Origin of the sequence: Streptomyces sp. L7, assembly GCF_050990935.1 — a bacterium.
GTDB lineage: Bacteria > Actinomycetota > Actinomycetes > Actinomycetales > Microbacteriaceae > Leifsonia.
The window spans coordinates 18,495-38,204 of record NZ_CP194644.1 but is presented as its reverse complement, the minus strand read 5'-3'; the positions used below and the strand labels follow the sequence as shown (position 1 = coordinate 38,204).

The 19,710-nt window shown below is 71.0% G+C and carries 21 protein-coding genes and 1 pseudogene; 18 read left to right on the top strand and 4 right to left on the bottom strand.

Annotated features, from left to right (window positions below; all coding sequences use genetic code 11):
- The first annotated feature begins 205 nt into the window (after positions 1-205).
- On the top strand, positions 206-598 hold the full coding sequence (locus tag ACR5MH_RS00190; protein ID WP_431349096.1) for a hypothetical protein: 393 nt from the start codon (positions 206-208) through the stop codon (positions 596-598).
- 122 nt (positions 599-720) lie between these two features.
- On the opposite strand, the gene ACR5MH_RS00185 is transcribed toward ACR5MH_RS00190, so the two are convergent.
- A complete protein-coding gene (locus ACR5MH_RS00185; RefSeq protein WP_431349095.1) occupies positions 721-1,506 on the bottom strand; it encodes an SDR family NAD(P)-dependent oxidoreductase in 786 nt (261 codons plus the stop codon).
- A 54-nt stretch (positions 1,507-1,560) separates the two neighbouring features.
- Positions 1,561-1,647, bottom strand: coding sequence for a hypothetical protein (locus tag ACR5MH_RS00180; protein ID WP_431349482.1), 87 nt, complete (start codon positions 1,645-1,647; stop codon positions 1,561-1,563).
- Between the two features lie 158 nt (positions 1,648-1,805).
- Between ACR5MH_RS00180 and ACR5MH_RS00175 the strand changes: the two genes are divergently transcribed.
- From ACR5MH_RS00175 to ACR5MH_RS00160, 4 genes are all read left to right on the top strand, one after another.
- Positions 1,806-2,282: a hypothetical protein gene (locus ACR5MH_RS00175; RefSeq protein ID WP_431349094.1), complete on the top strand. Its 477-nt coding sequence runs from the start codon at positions 1,806-1,808 to the stop codon at positions 2,280-2,282.
- Entirely contained in the window at positions 2,279-2,932 is a 654-nt protein-coding gene (locus tag ACR5MH_RS00170) for a gluconate 2-dehydrogenase subunit 3 family protein (protein WP_431349093.1), read from the top strand. Before ACR5MH_RS00175 ends, ACR5MH_RS00170 begins: the two co-directional genes overlap by 4 nt.
- The gene (locus tag ACR5MH_RS00165; protein WP_431349092.1) at positions 2,929-4,557 is read left to right on the top strand and encodes a GMC family oxidoreductase; all 1,629 of its coding nucleotides are present in this window, start codon (positions 2,929-2,931) and stop codon (positions 4,555-4,557) included. The genes ACR5MH_RS00170 and ACR5MH_RS00165 overlap by 4 nt, the downstream gene beginning before the upstream one ends.
- A gap of 77 nt (positions 4,558-4,634) precedes the next feature.
- Positions 4,635-6,464, top strand: a complete 1,830-nt coding sequence (locus ACR5MH_RS00160; RefSeq protein ID WP_431349091.1) for a thiamine pyrophosphate-requiring protein — start codon at positions 4,635-4,637, stop codon at positions 6,462-6,464.
- A gap of 58 nt (positions 6,465-6,522) precedes the next feature.
- Here the strand turns inward: ACR5MH_RS00160 and ACR5MH_RS00155 are convergent, their stop codons facing one another.
- On the bottom strand, positions 6,523-7,467 hold the full coding sequence (locus ACR5MH_RS00155) for a patatin-like phospholipase family protein (RefSeq protein WP_433862141.1): 945 nt from the start codon (positions 7,465-7,467) through the stop codon (positions 6,523-6,525).
- A gap of 397 nt (positions 7,468-7,864) precedes the next feature.
- Between ACR5MH_RS00155 and ACR5MH_RS00150 the strand changes: the two genes are divergently transcribed.
- The 7 genes from ACR5MH_RS00150 to ACR5MH_RS00120 all read left to right on the top strand — a co-directional run bounded on the left by ACR5MH_RS00150 (position 7,865) and on the right by ACR5MH_RS00120 (position 15,244).
- Positions 7,865-8,914 carry a LacI family DNA-binding transcriptional regulator gene (locus ACR5MH_RS00150; protein WP_431349090.1) on the top strand — a complete coding sequence of 350 codons (1,050 nt, stop codon included), beginning with the start codon at positions 7,865-7,867 and terminating at the stop codon, positions 8,912-8,914.
- 114 nt (positions 8,915-9,028) lie between these two features.
- Positions 9,029-10,303: an ABC transporter substrate-binding protein gene (locus ACR5MH_RS00145; protein ID WP_431349089.1), complete on the top strand. Its 1,275-nt coding sequence runs from the start codon at positions 9,029-9,031 to the stop codon at positions 10,301-10,303.
- 153 nt (positions 10,304-10,456) lie between these two features.
- Positions 10,457-11,290, top strand: coding sequence for a carbohydrate ABC transporter permease (locus ACR5MH_RS00140; protein WP_431349088.1), 834 nt, complete (start codon positions 10,457-10,459; stop codon positions 11,288-11,290).
- Positions 11,280-12,137, top strand: a complete 858-nt coding sequence (locus ACR5MH_RS00135; RefSeq protein WP_433862140.1) for a carbohydrate ABC transporter permease — start codon at positions 11,280-11,282, stop codon at positions 12,135-12,137. The genes ACR5MH_RS00140 and ACR5MH_RS00135 overlap by 11 nt, the downstream gene beginning before the upstream one ends.
- Positions 12,134-13,489: a family 1 glycosylhydrolase gene (locus ACR5MH_RS00130; RefSeq protein WP_431349086.1), complete on the top strand. Its 1,356-nt coding sequence runs from the start codon at positions 12,134-12,136 to the stop codon at positions 13,487-13,489. The genes ACR5MH_RS00135 and ACR5MH_RS00130 overlap by 4 nt, the downstream gene beginning before the upstream one ends.
- On the top strand, positions 13,473-14,486 hold the full coding sequence (locus ACR5MH_RS00125) for a glycoside hydrolase family 43 protein (protein WP_433862139.1): 1,014 nt from the start codon (positions 13,473-13,475) through the stop codon (positions 14,484-14,486). Before ACR5MH_RS00130 ends, ACR5MH_RS00125 begins: the two co-directional genes overlap by 17 nt.
- Positions 14,483-15,244 (top strand): SDR family NAD(P)-dependent oxidoreductase, encoded by a 762-nt coding sequence (locus ACR5MH_RS00120; protein ID WP_431349084.1) that lies wholly within the window; start codon positions 14,483-14,485, stop codon positions 15,242-15,244. Before ACR5MH_RS00125 ends, ACR5MH_RS00120 begins: the two co-directional genes overlap by 4 nt.
- Before the next feature lie 45 nt (positions 15,245-15,289).
- On the opposite strand, the gene ACR5MH_RS00115 is transcribed toward ACR5MH_RS00120, so the two are convergent.
- Entirely contained in the window at positions 15,290-15,466 is a 177-nt protein-coding gene (locus tag ACR5MH_RS00115) for a hypothetical protein (protein ID WP_431349083.1), read from the bottom strand.
- A 255-nt stretch (positions 15,467-15,721) separates the two neighbouring features.
- Between ACR5MH_RS00115 and ACR5MH_RS00110 the strand changes: the two are divergent.
- From ACR5MH_RS00110 to ACR5MH_RS00085, 6 genes and pseudogenes are all read left to right on the top strand, one after another.
- Positions 15,722-16,587, top strand: a pseudogene (locus ACR5MH_RS00110) (alpha/beta fold hydrolase).
- On the top strand, positions 16,584-17,342 hold the full coding sequence (locus ACR5MH_RS00105; protein ID WP_431349081.1) for a class I SAM-dependent methyltransferase: 759 nt from the start codon (positions 16,584-16,586) through the stop codon (positions 17,340-17,342). Before ACR5MH_RS00110 ends, ACR5MH_RS00105 begins: the two are co-directional and overlap by 4 nt.
- Positions 17,343-17,394: 52 nt before the next feature.
- The gene (locus tag ACR5MH_RS00100; RefSeq protein WP_431349080.1) at positions 17,395-17,883 is read left to right on the top strand and encodes a SixA phosphatase family protein; all 489 of its coding nucleotides are present in this window, start codon (positions 17,395-17,397) and stop codon (positions 17,881-17,883) included.
- Between the two features lie 87 nt (positions 17,884-17,970).
- Entirely contained in the window at positions 17,971-18,324 is a 354-nt protein-coding gene (locus tag ACR5MH_RS00095; protein WP_431349079.1) for an SPW repeat protein, read from the top strand.
- A gap of 60 nt (positions 18,325-18,384) precedes the next feature.
- Positions 18,385-18,978: a TetR/AcrR family transcriptional regulator gene (locus ACR5MH_RS00090; protein WP_431349078.1), complete on the top strand. Its 594-nt coding sequence runs from the start codon at positions 18,385-18,387 to the stop codon at positions 18,976-18,978.
- A 154-nt stretch (positions 18,979-19,132) separates the two neighbouring features.
- Positions 19,133-19,693, top strand: coding sequence for a dihydrofolate reductase family protein (locus ACR5MH_RS00085; RefSeq protein WP_431349077.1), 561 nt, complete (start codon positions 19,133-19,135; stop codon positions 19,691-19,693).
- The last annotated feature ends 17 nt before the right edge of the window (positions 19,694-19,710 follow it).

Below are 19,710 nucleotides of genomic sequence, written 5' to 3'. Positions count from 1 at the left end.
GACACGGCGTCCATCCGCGCACGGCGTTTCCAGCGTCAGCCTGGAGACCTCGAGGACAGCGACTGTTCCTTCAGAATTTCCCGACATTCGCGAATGCCCCCTTCCTGGGGGTGGTCCGCTCGTGCCAGAATCACGGAACCCGCTGCCGGTCGGCGGTGCACCGAGGCCCGATCACGCTGACAACGACGCCACGAAGGAGAGCCTTATGACGGACATCATCGCCCCTGCCGCTGTGCGCGCCGCCCTCGACCACGCGGTCGCCGCGGCCGGGGAACGGCATCGGTACGCGTTCCCGGCCGACGGTCTGGTCCGGTTCACCTGGGACGCCGACGGATCCGGGCGCGGCGACCTGATCGGCGAGGCGCTCCGCGAACTCGCGCCGGACGTCCACCAGCACCTCGCCGCGGTCGAGACGGATGACCCCGGTCAACCGGTCGAGTCGGTGCTCGACCTGGCCGAGCACGGCCTCGCCGTCCCGCTCGCCACGGTGGCGGCGCTGGATGAGGCGCGGGCCATCGAGGATGCCGGGGGCACCTGGGGCGAGGCGCTCGCGTGCTTCGACGAGAGCTACTTCGACTCGGAGGCGCTGGCGGGCTGAAGCGCGCGGGTCACGCGAGCGGGTCGTACTGGAACTCACGGACCTCCTGCGGGCATCGGCACGCGGTCGCGATCCTGGCCGCCCACTTCAGCGCGACGTCCCCCAATTCGGGGCGCGGCCCGCTACATCGTCGGCCGCATCCCGCCGTCGATCACCACGTCCGACCCGGTCAGATTGCCGAGGACCGGGCTGGCCAGCATCGCCACCAGCGCGCCGACCTCCTCCGGCGTCGTGAACCGGCCGGTGACCATCGCCTGCTCGGCGCCGTGCCGCACCTCCTCCGGGCTGCCCCCGCCGGCCGCCGACACCGTCTGGGCCACGCCGCCGGCGCCCAGCCAGAGCGCCGTGGCGACCGGACCCGGACTGACCGAGTTCACGCGGATCCCGCGCGGCCCGAGCTCCTTCGACAGCGACTTCGTGAAGCTCAGCAGCGCCGCCTTGGCCGCGCTGTAGTCCATCACCAGCGGGTCGGCGAGGATCGCGTTCTCGCTCACGACGTTCACGACGGCGCCCCCGTCGGGGATCAGATCGAGCAGCGCGCGAGTGACGCGCACCGCGGCGAGCGCGTTGAGCTCGTAGGTGCGCAGCCAGTCGTCGTCGGTGATGGAGGCGAACCCTCCTGGACGCGGCGGTGCGGAGCCGACGTTGTTCACGAGGATGTCGACCCGGCCTCCCGGGCCGCCGGCGAGCTCGTCGCGCAACCGCGCGATACCGTCCGGGTCGGAGAGGTCGGCGGGGTGGAAGCGGAAGCCGGCCGAGGCCTCCAGCTCCCGCGACTCGTCGGTCGGAGTGCGCGCCACGCCGATCACAGTGGCGCCCTCGTCGAGGAGGGCGCGGGCGGCTGCCAGTCCGATGCCGCGGCTGGCGCCGGTGACGACGGCGCGGGTGTCGTTCAGTCGGAGGTCCACGGGTGGCAACCTACTGCCTCCCGGGCGGCCCCGGCCAGAGCGGATCGGTCGGCGTCACTCCGCCCCGAACCACCTCCGCAGCGCCGCATCCAACTCCGCCGGCACCTCCCCGATCCACGCGACGTGCCCGTCCGGCCGCAGGAACGGCCGATGCCCTGCCCAGGAAGACGCCGGCCGCGACGGTAGGCAGCCGGGTTCGGGCGCGCCCCGCCGGCCGTCCCTGAGAAGGCCGTCAGGACCACTTCACCTCCCGACAGCACGGTGGAACGCTTGCAGGGACGCAACCGGACGGAGACGATGTGACGGGAATCAAGCGCAGAGCGGCGGCACTGTGGAGACGCGAGCCGGTCCGCGGGATCGACCACCTGGTGAAGAACGTGGAGACCGGGCGCTTCGAACGCTCCCTCTCCGGACTGACCGCTGCGGGCGCCGTGGTGACCGCCGCCGAGATCTACTTCGAGCACGACAAGGCGAGCTTCGGCAACCGCTGGATGTGGGCTCCCGTGATCCTGGGGCCGATCGGCGCCGTCGCCGGCATCGCCGGGTTCTTCAGCAAGACGGCCGCCAAGACGGCGCTGCCGATCGCCGCGGCGACGATCGTCGCGAACGGCCTGCAGGGCGTCTACCTGCACGCCCGCGGCATCGGCCAGAAGCCCGGCGGCTGGCACAACCTCCGCTACAACCTGGAGATGGGACCGCCGCTGCTCGCTCCTCTGCTGGTGACCCTGGTCGGCGGGATGGGCTTGCTGGCCGCGATCCTGAGGCGCGAGAAGTGACGGCCGCCGACCAGAGCGACGTCGCGGGCGACCGGGTCCCCGAGCGCTTCCCCGGCTTCCACGTGCTCGACCAGGCCCCGGCCTGGGACGAGACGACGCGCGCCACCGTGCTCGAACGCGTCGGGCGACCGCCGGACATCCGGTTCTTCGACGCCGCCGAGGAAGCGGCCGCGACCGCGCTGTTCGACCGGCTGCTCGACCAGCACCCCGGCGACCGCCTCGTGCCGGTGACGGCGATGGTGGATGCGCGGCTCGCCGAGAAGGAGACCGACGGCTGGCACTACGACTCGATGCCGGACGACTGGGTGGCGTGGCGGACCAGCCTGGCCGCGCTCGACGCGGAGGCCCACGCGAGACACGGCCGGGCCTTCGCCGCGTGCGAGGAGGACGACCAGGTCGCCCTGCTGGCCGACGTCACGGACGGCGACGGCGACTGGCGCGGCTTCCACCGGGCGCGCATCTGGAGCCTGTGGACCAGGTACGCGTGCACCGCGTTCTACAGCCACCCCGCCGCGTGGGACGAGATCGGCTTCGCCGGTCCCGCCTACCCGCGCGGCTACAAGAACCTCGGCGTCGATCGCCGCGAGCCGTTCGAGGTCGCCGACGCCCGGCCCGGCGACCTCCCGCAGGCCGGGACGGGAGCGTCATGAGCGCCGTCCGCGACCGCAACGACTCCGCCTGGCTCCTCACCCCCGACGGCTCCCGCGCCGAGCCGCGGCTGACCGAGCAGATGCGGCGCTTCGCCGACAGCGACGAAGTCGACATCGCCATCGTCGGCTGCGGCGCCGGCGGCTCCGTGCTCCTGCAGCGCCTGGCGCGCGCCGGCTGGGACGCCGTCGCCTTCGACGCCGGCCCGTTCTGGGACCCGGCGCGGGACTGGGTGAGCGACGAGGCCGGCTCCCACCACCTCTACTGGACCGAGCCGCGGCAGATCGGCGGCGACGACCCGGTGCCGCTCGGCTCGAACAACTCCGGGCGCGGCGTCGGCGGCTCGATGGTGCACTACGCCGGCTACGTACCGCGCTTCCACCCGAGCGACTTCCACACCCTCAGCGCCGACGGCGTCGGGGCGGACTGGCCCATGGAGTACTCCGAGCTCGCACCGTTCTACGACGACATCGAGAACGAGCTCCCTGTCGCCGGCGACGACTGGCCGTGGGGCGACCCGCACCGCTACCCGCACCGGCCGCATCCGGTGTCGGGCAACGGCGAGACCTTCCTGCGCGGCGCCTACGCGGCGGGCGTCGAGGCGAAGGTCGGCCCCGTGGCGATCACGAACGGCCGGTTCGGCCACCGCCCGCACTGCATCTACCGCGGGTTCTGCCTGCAGGGCTGCAAGGTGAACGCCAAAGCGTCGCCGCTCATCACGCACATCCCCGACGCCCTCGCGCACGGCGCCGAGGTGCGCGCGGACAGCATGGTGACCTCCATCGAGGTCGACCAGTTCACCGGCCGGGCCACCGGGGTGCACTACGTGAAGGACGGCGTCCCGCGCTTCCAGAAGGCCAGGATGGTCGCGATCGCCGGGTACTCGATCGAGACCCCGCGGCTGCTGCTGAACTCGGCGTCGGCGCGCTTCCCGGACGGGCTCTGCAACGACTTCGACCTCGTCGGCCGCTACCTCATGGTGCAGGGCGCGCCGCAGACCGCCGGGCGCTTCGAGCAGGAGATCCGGATGTGGAAGGCGCCGCCTCCCGAGGTGAGCACGGAGGAGTTCTACGAGACCGACCCGGGCAAGCCCTACAAGCGCGGCTACTCGATTCAGACCGTCTCGCCGCTGCCGATCACCTGGGCGGAGCACGTCATGGCGCAGGGGCACTGGGGCGCCGACCTCCGCCGCTCCATGTCCGACTACGTGCACTGGGCGTGCCTCGGCGCGCTCTGCGAGTTCCTGCCGCAGGCGGAGAACCGCGTCACGCTGGCCGACGAGAAGGACCGTTACGGCCTCCCGATCGCGCACTTCGCCTACTCGCAGTGCGACAACGACCGCGCCCTGGCGAAGGCCGCGCAGGCGACGATGGAGCGCATCCTGGAGGCGGCGGGCGCGCAGGAGACCATGACCGTGCAGCGCTACGCCCACCTCGTCGGCGGTGCACGCATGGGCGCGGACGAGACGCACGGGGTCGTGGACGCCGACTGCCGGACGTTCGCTGTCCCCAACCTGCTCATCACGGACGGGAGCGTGCTGCCGACCCAGGGCAGCGCCAATCCCGCCCTCACCATCATGGCGGTCGCCGCGCGCGCGGCGGACCGCCTCATCGCGCGCAAGGACTGAAGCCGGGCGCGACGGCTGAAGGCCGGAACAACGACTGAAGACTGAAGGCCGGAACAACGACTGAAGGAGAGAGACACATGGCGACGACAGTCAGCGAGTTCGTGATCGGACGGCTGCGGGAGTGGGGCGTGCGGCGCGTGTTCGCCTTCCCGGGCGACGGCATCGGCGAGTTCGACGGGATGCTCGGCAAGGCCGAGCGCGCCGGCGAAGGCCTGGAGTACATCCGCCCGACGCACGAGGAGATCTGCGCCCTGATGGCCACGGCGCACGCGAAGTTCACCGGTGAGGTCGGCGTCTGCATCGCGACCTCCAGCCCGGGCGGCTTCCACCTGATGAACGGCCTGTACGACGCGAAGATGGACAACCAGCCCGTCGTCGCGATCGTCGGCCAGCAGGGGCTCAACTCGTTCGGGACGTTCAACCAGCAGGAGAGCAAGCTCGAGCAGGCCTTCTCCGATGTCGCGGAGTACGTGCAGACGATCGTGTCGCCGGAGCAGGCGCAGGCTGTGATCGACACCGCGTTCCGCACGGCGATCACCCGCAAGCAGCCGTGCGTGGTCATCCTGCCGCACGACGTGCAGGGGATGAAGATGGCGGCTCCCGGCGCCGAGATGTGGGTGTCCCGGTCGAGCGCCGTGCCGCCGTCGACCGCGATCGCGCCGCCTCCCGAGCAGTTGCGAGCGGCCGCGGACATCATCAACGCCGGCGAGCGCGTCACCTTCCTGGTCGGGCACGGCGCGGTCGGGGCGACGGAGGAGGTCCTCGCGGCCGCCCGGCTGACCGGCGCCGGACTGATGACGACCCTGCGCGGAAAGCAGGTCGTTCCGGGAGACGTGCCGTTCCACACCCAGCAGCTCGGCCTCCTCGGCTCGCGGCCCAGCTACGAGCAGATGCAGGACTGCGACACGCTCGTCCTGCTCGGCACCAACTACCCGTACGGCCAGTTCCTGCCGAAGACCGGCCAGGCGAAGGCGGTGCAGATCGACCTGCGGCCCGAGCAGCTCGGTCTCCGCTACCCCACCGATGTGAGCATCTGGGGCGACGTGAAGACCACGCTGGCCGGCCTCATCCCGCTGCTGACGCAGAAGGACGACCTGTCCTGGCAGGAGAAGGCCGCCTCCGGCATGCGGGAGTGGGACGACGAGCTCGCCGCCCAGGCCGAGCAGCACTACGACGACGGCGTGAACCCGCGCCGGGTCTACCACGAGCTGAACAAACGGCTCCCGGCCGGTGCGATCGTCACCGCCGACGCCGGAACCACCGCCGACTGGTACGGCCAGCACATCCGGCTGCGCGACGGGATGCGCGGCGACCTCTCCGGCCGGCTCGCGACGATGCTCGCCGCGATGCCGTATGCGGAGGCGGCGAAGTTCGCCTTCCCCGACCGCACGGTCGTCTGCACGATCGGCGACGGCGCCTTCCAGATGCTCGGCATGAACGAGCTGATCACCGTCAAGAAGTACCTGTCGCGCTGGTCCAACCCCAACTTCGTGGTGCTGGTGCTGCACAACGACGACCTCACCCAGGTGTCGTGGGAGATGCGCACCGAGGATGCCAACCCGGTCTGGTCGACCTCCCAGGACGTCGAGTCGGTCGACTACGCGGGCTGGGCGAAGCTGCTGGGCTTCCAGGGCATCACGGTGACCTCGGACGACCAGATCGAGGCGGCCTGGGATGCCGCGCTCGCGCACCCCGGCGTGACGGTCATCGACGCGCACACCAGCAAGAACGTGCCCCCGCTGCCGCCGCACATCACGTTCGAGTTCGCGAAGAACACCGGTCTCGCCCTGCTGAAGGGCGACCCGGACGGGCTCGGCGCGATCAAGGACTCGGCCACGTCGCTCATCACCGAAGGCGTCGAACGGGTGAAGGGGGCGCTGCACCGCGACACCGACGACGACCGCTAGCCGACTCCGGCCGGCGGGCTGACGCGGCCGCCGAGCACGCGCGGCGGCCGCTCGCCGTTCAGCGCGCGTCGCCCTCCCAGAACGCGCTGAGCCGCCCGGCCGCCGCCCTCCCCTGGTCGTAACCGGCCCGCGCCGACACCGGGCGCCGCGAGAGGTCCATCATGCTCTCGCCGAAGGCGTCGAGGGAGGCGTGGTCCGGCACGATCGTCTCGACCTCGCTGCCGCCGGCGCGCAGCTCGTCAACCTGCGCCGAGAGCTGCATCCCCCACTCCAGCGGATGCCGGGTGCGGCCGCCGAACGGCGACAGCACGAGGACGAGGTCGTACCCCGCCGCGAGGTCCGCGTTCTCGTTCCGCCGGTAGCCGCCGTCGATGTAGCGCGCGTCGCCGAGGGCGTACGCGAAGCCGCTTGAGCAGCTCGCGGCGACGGCGTCGGCCAGGGCGACGCCGCTCTCCCGGTCGAAGGTCGCGCCCTCGCCGGTGCGTGCGTCCACTGCGGTGATGACGACGTTCTGCTCGGGCCAGTCCTGGCTCGGCAGCCGGGACGCGACGGTCGCGCGCCACTGCGGCTGACGCTCGGGGCCGGCGTCGTCGGCGAGCGCGATCGCCCAGGCGCCCATCCGGCGGCGCATGTCGGCGGCGTCGGAGGACTCGGCGATGATGCGGCCGGTGACCGCGAGCTGGCGGGAGACCGAACCGGCGACGCCGCGCGGGACGCCTGCGCCGCCGGGTCGGCCTCCCCCAGCGGCACCCCCGGGCGCACCGCCGGGCCGCTGCGGAGTCGGTGCGTCGAGGATGGCGGCGAACAGCTCGCCGGGCGGCGCGCTCGTGATCTGTGCGGCGGCCGTGGATCCGGCCGAGGTGCCGACGATCAGGTCGGCGCGAGTGACGTCCAGCCCGCCGTCGAGGAGGCCGGCGATCACGCCGATCTCCCAGGCGTTGCCGGAGGAGCCGCCGCCGTGCAGGACGAGCGCGCGGGAGGAGGAAGAAGTGTGTGCGTTCATGGGAGTCGCCTTTCGCGAAGATGCCTTGGGGCGCTCCCGGCGACGGCTAGCGGCGTCGCACGATCGTGTACTTCAGGGGAGCACCCACCACGGATACTGCGTTCATGGGTCTCACCTCCTGCGTCGGATCACGATCGGGAGAACGTTAGCACGGCCCGTTGCGGGCAGTGCCGGAAAATTCTTCTTGCGTTGTGGGGAGGGTTGGTTCTATTGTGTGCTTTATCGATTGAGCACGCCAATGGTTCAGCGAACCGCTCGTTGCTCAATCGATAAAGCGCTCGCAGACACACAGCCGCCCACCGCTTTATCGTTTGAACGAATGCTTTATCGTTTGAACACCTGCTTCATCGTTTGAGCACCCGCTCCGACGACACCAGCCAACGACACGGAGGCACCGATGCCGAAGACCCGGGACGCCCGCTCGGCCGTCACCCTGAAGGACGTCGCTGAGCGCGTCGGCATCACCTCCTCCGCAGCGTCGATGGCACTGGCCGACCACGCCCGGATCAGCTCCAAGACCAAGGCGGCCGTGCGCCAGGCGGCGCAGGAACTCGGCTACGTCCCCAGCTCGGCCGGTCGCGCGCTCCGCAACCAGAGGGCCGGCGCCGTCGCGCTGATCGTCCCGAACACGTCCCAGCACGTCTTCGGCCACAGCTACTTCATGCACGTGCTCACCGGAGTGTCCGACGCCGCCAACGCCCACGACAGCCAGGTGATCGTCTCCACCAACTCCGACGCCGAGAACGGCGTCGCAGCCTACGAGCGCGTCGTGCGCTCCCGCAGTGCCGACGGCGCGATCGTCACCAGCTCGGCCGTGGACGACTTCCACGTCGAGGAGCTCGTCGCCTCCGGCCTCCCGGTCGTTCTGATCGGCAACTTCCCCTACCTCCCCGGCTCGGTCAGCGTCGGCATCGACGACGTCGCCGCCACGCGCACGCTGACCGAGCACCTCATCGACGTGCACGGCCGCCGCCGGCTCGTGCACGTCACCGGCCCGCTCGACCATCAGACCGGGCTCGACCGGCGCGAGGGCTTCCTCGCCGCCGTGCGCTCGCGCGGTCTGGAGGCGGACGCGCAGGTCGTCCGCGGCGAGTTCAACGAGGAGTCCGGCGCCGCGGCGGTCGTCGCAGCGCTCGCCGACGGCCGGGAGGTCGACGGCATCGTGTTCGCCAACGACGACATGGCGTTCGGCGGCCTCCAGGAACTCAAGCGCGCCGGACTCCGCGTGCCGGAGGACATCTCGATCGTCGGCTTCGACGACTTCGGGCTCGCACGCGTGACCACTCCGGGCATCACGACCATGGCCGTGCCGGCCGAGGAGATGGCGCGCCGCGCCACCGAACGCCTCTTCGACCTGGTCGACGGACGCTTCCACGGGCCCGCGCACGAGGAGCTCGGTGTGACCTTCGTGCCGCGCCGCTCGTGCGGCTGCCCGGAGAACCCCTGACCCGCATCCCCGACGCGCCCCCGATACCGCTCCACCCGTCCCACCGCACTATCCCCACCCCACCCACAGCACCGCCCCCTCCCCTCATCTGCACTGCTCAAAGGAGAACACTCGATGAAAATCCGCAGATCCCTCGTCGTCGCGGCCGGCGTGGCCGCGTCGATGCTGGCGCTCACCGCGTGCTCCGGCACCTCCGGCACCTCCGGAACGTCCGGCGGCACGGTCGACCTCACCGTCTGGACCGGGTTCACCGGCGGCGACCGTCCCGGCTACGACACGATCGTCAAGGACTTCAACGCGTCGCACCCGAACATCCACGTAACCATGAACGTCCAGCCCTGGGACACCATCGCCCAGAAGCTGCCGTCCGCGTGGCTGACCGGTCAGGGCCCCGACATCGCGGCGCCCTCCAGCGACCCGAACGCGATCGCGCAGTTCGTGAAGACCAACTCGGTCCTCGCGATCACGAACACCGGTTCGGGCGACACCAAGATCAACACCGACAAGCTCGCGCCGGGCACCGTGAAGGAGTTCACCTACAACGGCAAGCTCTACGCCGTTCCCGCGAACTTCGCGACGCTCAGCCTGTACTACAACAAGAAGGCGTTCGCCGCCGCCGGGATCGCCGGCCCGCCGACCACCGTCGCCGAGCTCCAGGCCGACGCCAAGAAGCTGACCCTCAACGGCGGCCAGACGCAGTACGGCCTCTCCCTGGCGGACAACCAGACCATCCAGATGTGGCCGATCCTGCAGTGGCTGGAGGGCGGCGACATCGTCGATGCGAAGGGCTGCAGCGTCGTGCAGACCAGCGCGGGGCAGAAGAGCCTCTCGACCTGGAGCGACCTGGTCGTCCAGGACAAGATCTCCCCTGTCGGGCAGACCGGCGCCCAGGCCGACTCGCTGTTCTCGGCCGGCAAGGCCGCGATGGAGATCAACGGACCGTGGGCGGCCCCCGGCTACAAGTCCGCGGGCATCGACCTCGGCATCGCGAAGGTCCCGGTCGGCGTCGACGGATCGAGCGTGACGCTCGGCTCCACCGCGCCGCTCGCCGTCTCGGCCAAGACGAAGCACCCACAGGAGGCGCAGGAGTTCCTCGCCTACTGGACCAGCAAGACCGCGCAGGAGAAGTTCTCGCTGCAGACCGGCTTCCCGCCGCTGCGCACCGACCTCGCCGACGACGCCAAGCTGAAGGCCGACCCGACCGTGTCGATCTTCACATCCCAGGTCCCCGACTCGCGGCTCTACCTGCCGCACGTCACCAACGCGACCCAGGTCGACGCCAACGCGTACGTGCCGCTGATCGGGCAGATCACCCGCGGGACCTCCGTGGCCTCCGCCACCGCCGACGCCGCCAAGACGATCGACAGCCTCACGGGGTGCAGCAAGTAGTGAGCACCCACACCACCGAGCCCGCCCTGTCCCGCCCTGCGCGGGACGGGGCGGGACCCTCCCCGGACGGCGACGCCGTCCCGGCGGCCGGGCACGACCGGCGAGGCGCACCCGCGCCGCCGTCGGCTCCGGTTCCAGCCGGCCTGGCTGTTCATGGCGCCGAGCCTGATCATCCTGGGCGTGTTCGTCCTGTTCCCGATCCTGCAGACGCTGTACTACAGCTTCTTCGACTGGACGATCGGGGCGTCCAGCCAGACATTCCTCGGCTTCGGCAACTACATCAAGCTCTTCCAGGACCCGCAGTTCTGGAACGCCCTCGGCGTCACCCTCATCTTCACCGCGTTCGCCGTCGTCTTCCAGATCACCCTCGGCTTCGGGTCCGCGCTGCTGCTGCTGAAGGACAACCTGCTCACCCGGATCGTGCGCTCGGTCTACTTCTTCCCGACGATCGTCTCGTTCGTCACCATCGGCCTGGTCTGGAAGTTCCTGCTGGACCCGAGCATCGGCCTCGTCGGCGGCCTCACCCAGCTCCTCGGCCTCCAGCCGGTCGCCTGGCTGCAGTCGACCTCCCTGGCCCTGCCGAGCGTCATCTTCGTGGCCGTCTGGCGGAGCGTCGGCTTCGCCATGATCCTGTTCGTCGCCGCGCTGAAGGCCGTCCCCGCCGAGCGTTACGAGGCCGGACGGCTCGACGGCGCGAACAACCGGCAGCTCACGCTGTACATCACGATCCCGAGCGTGCGGCCGACCCTGCTGTTCGCGACCATGATCCTCACCATCCAGTCGCTGCAGGTGTTCGACCTGGTCTACGTGATGACCGACGGCGGACCGGTGTTCCGCACCGACAGCCTCGTGAACCTCATCTACCGCGACGGCTTCGTGAACTATCAGACCGGCTATGCGTCGGCGATCTCCTGGGTCCTCTTCGCGCTCATCATGCTCCTCTCGCTCCTCCAGCTCAGATTGTTCAGGTACAACGATGTCGACTGAAACCGGTGTCCGCGTGAGACGCCCCGGCGCTCTGACCGCGCTGGCCGCCTCGTCGAAATGGATCGTGCTGGTGATCGGCCTGATCTTCGCGATCGTGCCGTTCATCTGGATGGTGTCCGGCTCGTTCCGTAGCGAGAGCGACCTGTTCGGCAACCCCGCCTCGCTCTTCCCCACCTCGATCACGCTGCACGGCTACCTCGGTGTGTGGGAGCAGCTGCCCTTCCTCCGCCTGCTCGGCAACACGTTCGTGTTCGCGGGCGTGACCACCGCTGCCACACTGCTGTTCGACTCCCTATGCGCCTACGCGCTGGCCAGGCTGAAGTTCCGCGGACGAAACCTCGCGTTCATCCTGGTCATCGCGACGCTGATGGTACCGTTCCAGGTGACGCTCATCCCGGTCTTCATCGAGCTGTTCCACTTCGGCTGGCTGAACACCTACCAGGGGCTGATCGTGCCGCGCGCCACCAGCGCGTTCGGCATCTTCCTCTTCCGGCAGTTCTTCATCAGCATCCCCACCGAGCTGGACGAAGCCGCCCGGATCGACGGCGCCGGCCACTTCCGCATCTACTGGAAGATCATCCTGCCGCTGGCCAAGCCGGCGATCGCGACCGTCGCCATCCTCAACTTCATGAACCTGTGGAACGACCTGCTCTGGCCGCTCGTGGTCACCAGCGACCCGAACATGCTGACGCTGCCCGCCGGGCTCACCCTCTTCGGCGGCCAGCACGTCACCGATCACGCCGTGCTGCTCGCCGGAGCCACCATCTCGCTGATCCCGATCGCCGTCGCGTTCTTCTTCGCGCAGAAGTACTTCGTGGCCGGCGTCGCCACGACGGGGCTCAAGTGACGGCCGCGGGGCTCGGCCCGGGTGATTTCGCCTGGGCGGCCGGCATCGAGGACACCTGCGTCTACCCGCCGGAGCACTTCGCGATGGCCGACCTCGACGAGTACGACCTCACCGAGCACACCGAGAACTGGCGGGACGACCTCCGGGCTGTCCGCGACCTGGGCGCGACCGTCCTGCGCTACGGCGTCAACTGGCCGCTCGTCCACACCGCCCCAGGGGTGTTCGACTGGTCGATGCTGGACGAGCGACTCCACTTCGCGTCGGCGGAGCTCGGGCTGACCGTGATCGCGGACCTCGTGCACTACGGCACACCGACCTGGCTGCGGGCGTCGTTCGCCGACCCGCGGTATCCCCAGACCGTCGCAGAGTTCGCCGGCGCGTTCGCCGCGCGCTACCGCGGGATCGTGGACCACGTGACGCCCCTCAACGAGCCGCTCACCACGGCGTCGTTCTGCGGCCTGCGCGGCGTGTGGCCGCCGTCGCTGAGCGGCTGGGACGGCTGGACCGCGGTCACCCTCGGCGTCGTGGAGGGCATGGCCGAGACGATCCGCGCCGTCCGCGCGGCCAACCCGGACGCGGTCGTCGTGCACGTCGAGGCGACCTCGCTCTACCGAACCGACGACGCCGCTCTCGCCGAGCACGCCGCGCTGCTGGAGTCGGTGGGGATGCTGCCGACCGACCTCCTGCTCGGCCGCGTCGACCCGTCCCATCCGCTGCACGGCTGGCTGCTGGAGCAGGGCGCGGACCCCGAGCGACTCGAGCAGCTGACCGCCGTTCCCCCGACCGTGGACCTGCTGGGCGTCAACTACTATCCCGACCTCTCACCGCGCACGCTCGTGCAGCGCGGCGAGGAGGTGGCGCAGGTGGCGACCAACCGCTGGAGCGTCGGCCTCGCCGACAGCCTCCGCGCGTTCTCCGCGCGGTACGGCCTGCCGATGCTCATCACCGAGACGAGCATCGAGGGCGACGACGAGCTCCGGTCCGCCTGGCTGGACGACTCCGTCCGCTCGATCGGGGAGTTGCGCGACGAGGGCCTCGACATCCGCGGCTACACCTGGTGGCCGATCCTCGACTTCGTGGACTGGTCGTACGCCTCCGGCGGCCGCAACGTCGAGGAGTTCGTGGTGGACGACCACATCGTCGCCGCGCGTCTGCACTCCGGCGACGGGGTGGCGGACGGCCGTCGCGCCAAGACGCCGTTCCTGCGGCGCATGGGCGTCATCCGGCTGGACGAGCAGGAAGACGGGCGGCTGGCCCGCGTGCCCACCGCGGCGGCCGCGCTGTACGCGCGACTGGCCGCGGAGCCCGCCGGCGCGCCTGGGACGGAGGTCGCCGATGAGCTCGCGCTCTGAACCCGTCCGCGCTGAACCCGTCCGCGCTGAACCCGTCCGCGCTGAACCGGTCTACGACGGCTACTTCGCGGACCCGTTCCTCGCCCGCTCCGGCGGCGAGTTCATCGCCTACGGCTCCGGCGACGACCGCCTGCTCGACGGCACCGAGACGCACGCTTTCGAGGCGCTCCGCTCCCCCGACCTCCTGCACTGGTCGAGCGCCGGCGGCGTGCTGGAGCGGCCGGATCCCGCGCTCGGCGACGCCTACTGGGCGCCGGAGGTCGTGGCCGCCGACGGCGCCTACTGGATGTTCTACTCCGTCGGCCACGGCATCGTCGGCCACCACCTGCGCGTCGCCCGGGCGGACTCCCCGCTCGGCCCGTTCGTCGACCAGGGCGTGAACCTCACCCCGGGCGAGTCCTTCGCCATCGACGCGCACCCGTTCCGCGACGCCGACGGCACCTGGTACCTGTTCTTCGCCCGCGACGTGCTCACCGGCGACCGGCCCGGCACGCACCTCGCGGTGCTTCGCCTCGACTCCCTCACCGCGCCCCACTCGGACCCGGTCGCGGTGCTCGCGCCGGACTCCGACTGGCAGCTCTTCGAGCGCGACCGCACCATGTACGGCCGCCGCTTCGACTGGCACACGCTCGAGGGGCCGACCGTCGTGCGGCGCGGCGACCGTTACCACCTGTTCTTCTCCGGCGGCCGCTGGGAGGGCGACGGCTACGGCGTCTCGGTCGCGACCGCGTCGCATCCGCTGGGGCCGTGGACCCACGAGCCTCGGGTGGCCGCCGACGTGTTGAGCACGGAGCTCACCGGCCTCCTCGGCCCCGGCCACAACTCGGTGCTGCGGCTGGACGACGGCGTCGACCTGATCGCTTTCCACGCCTGGGACGCCGTGGGCGGGAAGCGGCAGATGTTCATCCAGCCGCTGTCATGGGAGTCCGGCCTACCGAAGGTGGTACTCCCTGTGCCTGGTTCCGTGGCGACGCCCGGCACAGGATGGAGGGCGTGAACACCACCGCCAACACCGCACCCGCCACCAACGCAGGGGGCCCGTCCACCGCTCTTGTCACGGGAGCCACCAGCGGAATCGGGAAGGAGATCGCCCGCCAGCTCGCCGCGCAGGGCTGGAACGTCCTGCTCGGCGCCCGCGACCGCGCGCGAGGCGAACAGGCCGCCGCCGAGGTCGGCGGCGCCGTCCTGCCGCTCGACGTCACGGACGCCGACAGCGTCGCCGCGGCCGCCGCGGCCGTGCCTGCCCTGGACGTGCTGATCAACAACGCCGGCATCTCGCTCGACATCGCGGACGTCATCACCGACGTCGACGTGGACGTCTTCCGGCGCACCTACGAGACCAACGTGTTCGGCGTGGTCGCCGTCACGAACGCGTTCGCCCCCGCACTGCGGCGCTCCGCACATCCCCGGATCGTCAACATCTCCAGCGGCACCGGCTCGCTCACCTGGAGCACCGGGCCCAACCCGCAGTTCGACCACGTCGCCGCTTCGTCCGGCCGGGGCGCCGCCTACCGCTCGTCGAAGGCCGCGCTCGACGGCCTGACCATCTTCTACGCGCACGCCCTCGCGGCGGACGGCGTGAAGGTCAACGCCCTGGCGCCCGGCCTGCGCGCCACCAATCTGAACCCGCGCGCCGCGGCCGCCGCCGGCGACCCCGCCGAGGCGGCCGAGGGCGCCGTGCGACTGGCGACGCTGCCCGACGACGGGCCGAGCGGGCTGCTGTTCTCGTGGGACGGCACCGTCGCGCCCTGGTGAGAGCGGGGCCGCGTCAGCGCACGTCGTGGTCAGCGCACGTCGTGGTCAGCGCACGTCGTACTGGGACCGCCCGAACAGTTCCACCCACTCCGCGTACGTGTGGTCGTGACCGATCGGGCACCAGCACCGGACGCTGATCGTGCGGCTGTCGCCAGAGCCCTGGATCGTCTCGACGTGCGCGACGGGCGCGGGCCTCCTGATGGGGGTAATCGTGGCACCCATGATCATTTCCTGTCTCGTTCGGTTTCCCCCGCCTCTGGAGAAAGGGTAGATCGGCGACCTGCGATGGACGGCCGGGATCAGCGAACTCGAAGCCTGACGGCGGCCCCAATTCTCGGGTAGACGGAGGGGCACAGCCTCGGGTGGGCGGCGTCCGGCGGCCCGGCGCAGGTCGGGCGGCCCGTCGGGTGGCATGGAGCGTGGGCCAGCGCGTAGCATCCACACCATCACCCGTTCGCCGACCGAGACGAGGCCGTCATGGAGACGCGCACCATCCACACGCCCGGAGCCGAGATCGTCTACGACGTCACCGACGCGGAGACCGGCGAGGGGGACATCCTCCGCTCGTCATGATCGGGCAGCCGATGGACGCGAGCGGCTTCCGCGCGCTGGCGTCCCACCTCCCCGACCGCGTCGTCGTCACCTACGACCCCCGGGGCCTCGGGCGGAGCACCCGCAGCGACGGCGAGGTGACCAACACGCCCACCACGCAGGCCGAGGACGTCCACGCCGTCATCCAGGCGCTCGGCACAGGCCCGGTCGACCTGTTCGCGAGCAGCGGCGGCGCCGTGACCGCGCTGGCTTTGGTGACGGCCCATCCCGAGAACGTGCGGACCCTCGTCGCGCACGAGCCCCCGCTCCCGGGCGTCCTCCCCGACGCCGAGGCCGCCGAGCGCAGCCTCGACGCGGTGCACGCCGCCTACGACGCCAAAGGATTCGGGGCGGGAATGGCCGCGTTCGTCATGATGACGTCGTGGCGCGGCGAGTTCACCGACGACTACTTCGCCCTCCCGGCGCCGGACCCGGCGATGTTCGGGATGCCCACCGCCGACGACGGCTCCCGCGACGATCCGCTCCTCTCGCGGCGCTCGGTCGCGATCACCGGCTACCGCCCCGACATCGACGCCCTGAAGGCCGCGCAGACCCGCGTCGTAATCGCCGTCGGCGAGGAGTCGGAGGGCATCTTCACCGGCCGCACCTCCACCGCGGTCGCAGCGCTGCTGGGCACCACGCCGGTCGTCTTCCCGAGCCACCACGGCGGCTTCGCGGCCGAGGACTCCGGCTACCCGGGCAAGCCCCGCGAGTTCGCCGCCCGGCTCCGCGAGGTGCTCGACGCGTCGTGAGAAGCGACTTCGCCGGAACCACCGCCCAGTACTACGCCGAATTCCGCCGGGACCTCCCCGCCGACCAGACCGCCCGGCTCGTCGCGGCGTCCGGCCTCCGCGCGGACGACATCGCGCTGGATCTCGGCTGCGGCACCGGCCAGCTCGCGGTTCCGCTGGCTGAGCACTGCGGGGCCGTGGTCGCGATCGATCCCGAGCCCGACATGCTCGCGGGCCTGCGCGCCCGCAGCGCCGAGCGGGTCGTGTGCGTCCTCGGCGACGACAGGGACCTCCCCGCCGTGGCGGTCCCGTTCGCGGCCCCGATCGGGTTGGTGACGATCGGGAACGCGCTGCACTGGATGGACGAACGCGCGACGCTCCGGGCGGCGTCCCTGCTGCTCCGCCCGGGCGGCGCGATCGCCGTCGTGACCCAGGGGCCGCCGCTCTGGCTCGGCGCCGCACCGTGGCAACGGATGGTCCGGGAGGCGCTGGAGTCCCTCTACGGCCCGGTGACGGGCAACTGCCGCACCGACGCATCGGCGCTCGACGAGCGTCGCGCGATCGCCGACTCGCTGGGGCTCGACACGGAGGTGCTGACCTGGCACGCGTCGTATCCGGTCACGCTCGAGTGGGTGCTGGGTCACCTGGGCAGCGCGCTGAGCGCCGTACAGGCGACGAGGGGCGCCGAGCTGCGGGAGCGGTTGCGGGCGCTCGCCGAGGAGGAGCCGATCGAGGACGTCACGACGACCGTGCTTCTCGCTCGGCTCCGCTCCTGAGCACGCGCGCCGACCGGTACCGGGTCGTCCGATCCTGCGGCACACTTGCAGCGTGAGCACCCTCATCCTTTTACGCCACGCCAAGTCGGACTGGTCCGGGTCGGTCCGGGACGTCGACCGCCCGCTGGCCGAGCGCGGCCGGACGCAGGCGCCCCTCGCCGGACGATGGCTCGCCGATCACGCCGACCCGATCGACCTGGCCCTCGTATCCCCCGCACGCCGCGCCCGCGAGACCTGGGAGCTCGTCTCCGCCGAGCTCGCGCCCGCGCCTCCCGTGCGGTTCGACGATCGCGTGTACGCGGCATACGCCGACACCCTCCTCGACGTCCTGCGCGACGTCCCGGACGACCTCGGCACGGTGATCCTGGTCGGTCACAATCCCGGGATGGAGGAGCTGGCCTCCCTTCTCGCCGACGAGGACGTGGTCATGCGCACCTCCGGCCTGGTCGTGCTGGGGGTGCATGGACCGTGGTCCGAGCTCGGCCCGGCCACCACGGCTCTCCGCGACGCGGGCCGCTGGGATGGCCACCACTGGGACTGATCCAGCATTGACCGGTCGGTCAATCAATTCTAAAATCGAACATGACCCCCAGACCGGGAGCCGACTGACGAAAGGATGTTGGTGTCGATGAAGAAATGGACTCGCTGGCAGGACTGGGTGGCCGTCGCCGCCGGTCTCTATGTCGCATTGTCGACGATCTGGACCGCCCACACGGGCGCGTCCCTGCCGATCATGCTCGTCCTTGGTGTGCTGCTGGTCGCGGCCGGGGTGTGGAGCCTGGCGATGCCGGGCCTCGTCTCGATGGAGTGGATCCATGTCGCTCTCGGCGTCCTGCTCATCGTCTCGCCGTGGGTGGGGAACTACGCCTCCGACGCCGCAGCGGCCTGGACCTCCTGGATCGCGGGCGTCGTCGCGCTGGCCGTCGGCCTCCTTGCCGTGCAGCCGGCGATGAAGATGCACCACCCGCAGGCCACGCACTAGAACGAACCATCCGCGAGGGGCCGGTCACCGGCCCTCGCACCGTTGGAAGGGCGGAGAAGCGTGGAGCAGGCGACGGAGGCACGCACCCGGATCCTCGACGCGGCCGAAAACCTCTTCGCCGAGCGCGGTTTCGACGCGACCCCGACCTCGGCCATCGCAGCCGCGGCGGCGGTCCCCAAAGGCCTGCTCTTCTACTACTTCCCGACCAAGAAGGACATCCTCGGCACGCTGGTCGACGAACGCCTCGGGCCGGGCACGATCGACCCGGACCCGCTGATCGAACCGGGCAACCCGGTCCGGTCCCTGCTGAACCTGAGCCAGAAGCTCTTCCGCGTGCAGGCGGACTCCGCGGTGCTCCGCGTGATCGTCTGGCGCGAGCAGCACTCCCACCCGGAGGTGAGGGCCAACCTGGCCGAGCACCGGCGTGCGCTGTACACGACGATCGAGAAGGTCCTCGCCGGGAGCCTGCACATCCCCGTCGGCGGCCGGCGACTCCGTGCCGCCGCGCTCGCGTGGGGCGCGATCGTCACGACGCCCCCGCTCCGGGAGGAGTCCGGCGACGGAGGGACGGCGGATGTCGTGGAAGACCCGCGCGAAGACCTCGCGACGCTCGCCGAGCTGGTGTGCGCCGGGTTGCAGCACGGTTCCGACTGACCCGCCCCTGCCCACCGGTCGACGGACTACGCTCGCGTCATGACGATGCCCGAACCGCCCGTCTGGGCGGCGAGCGACCCGCCCTTCCGCCGGGTCCGTGCGCTCGGGGTGACCAACCCACGGACCCACGAGCCTGCTTGACGGGGATCACACGATGAGACCGCTTCGCTACTCCATCAACGTCACGCTCGACGGCTGCGTCCACCACGAGGCCGGGCTCCCGCCCGACGAGGAGTCGATGCGCTTCTGGACCGCGGAGATGGAGCGCGCCGACGCCCTCCTCTTCGGCCGGGTCACGTACCGGATGATGGAGGCGGCGTGGCGACGGCCGCCCTCCGGCGTGTGGCCCGAGTGGATGGACGAGTCGCAGATCCCGTTCGCGGAGGCCATCGACGCCGCGAAGAAGCACGTCGTGTCGAGCACGTCGAGCGGCGTCGACTGGAACGCCGAGCTGCTGCGCGGCGACCTGCGCCAGGCGGTCGGACGGCTGAAGCAGGAGCCGGGCGATGGCCTGTTCGTCGGCGGAGTGACACTTCCTCTTGCACTGGCGGACCTGGGCCTGATCGACGAGTACGTGTTCGTCGTGCAGCCGGTGCTCGCCGGCCACGGCCCGACGCTGCTCGCGGGTCTGCACGAGCGCATCCGGCTCGAGTTGGTGGAACGCGTGGAGTTCCGGTCGGGCGTGATGGCGGCGAGATTCCGCCCCACGGGGTGATGGTGCCGCGACGCATC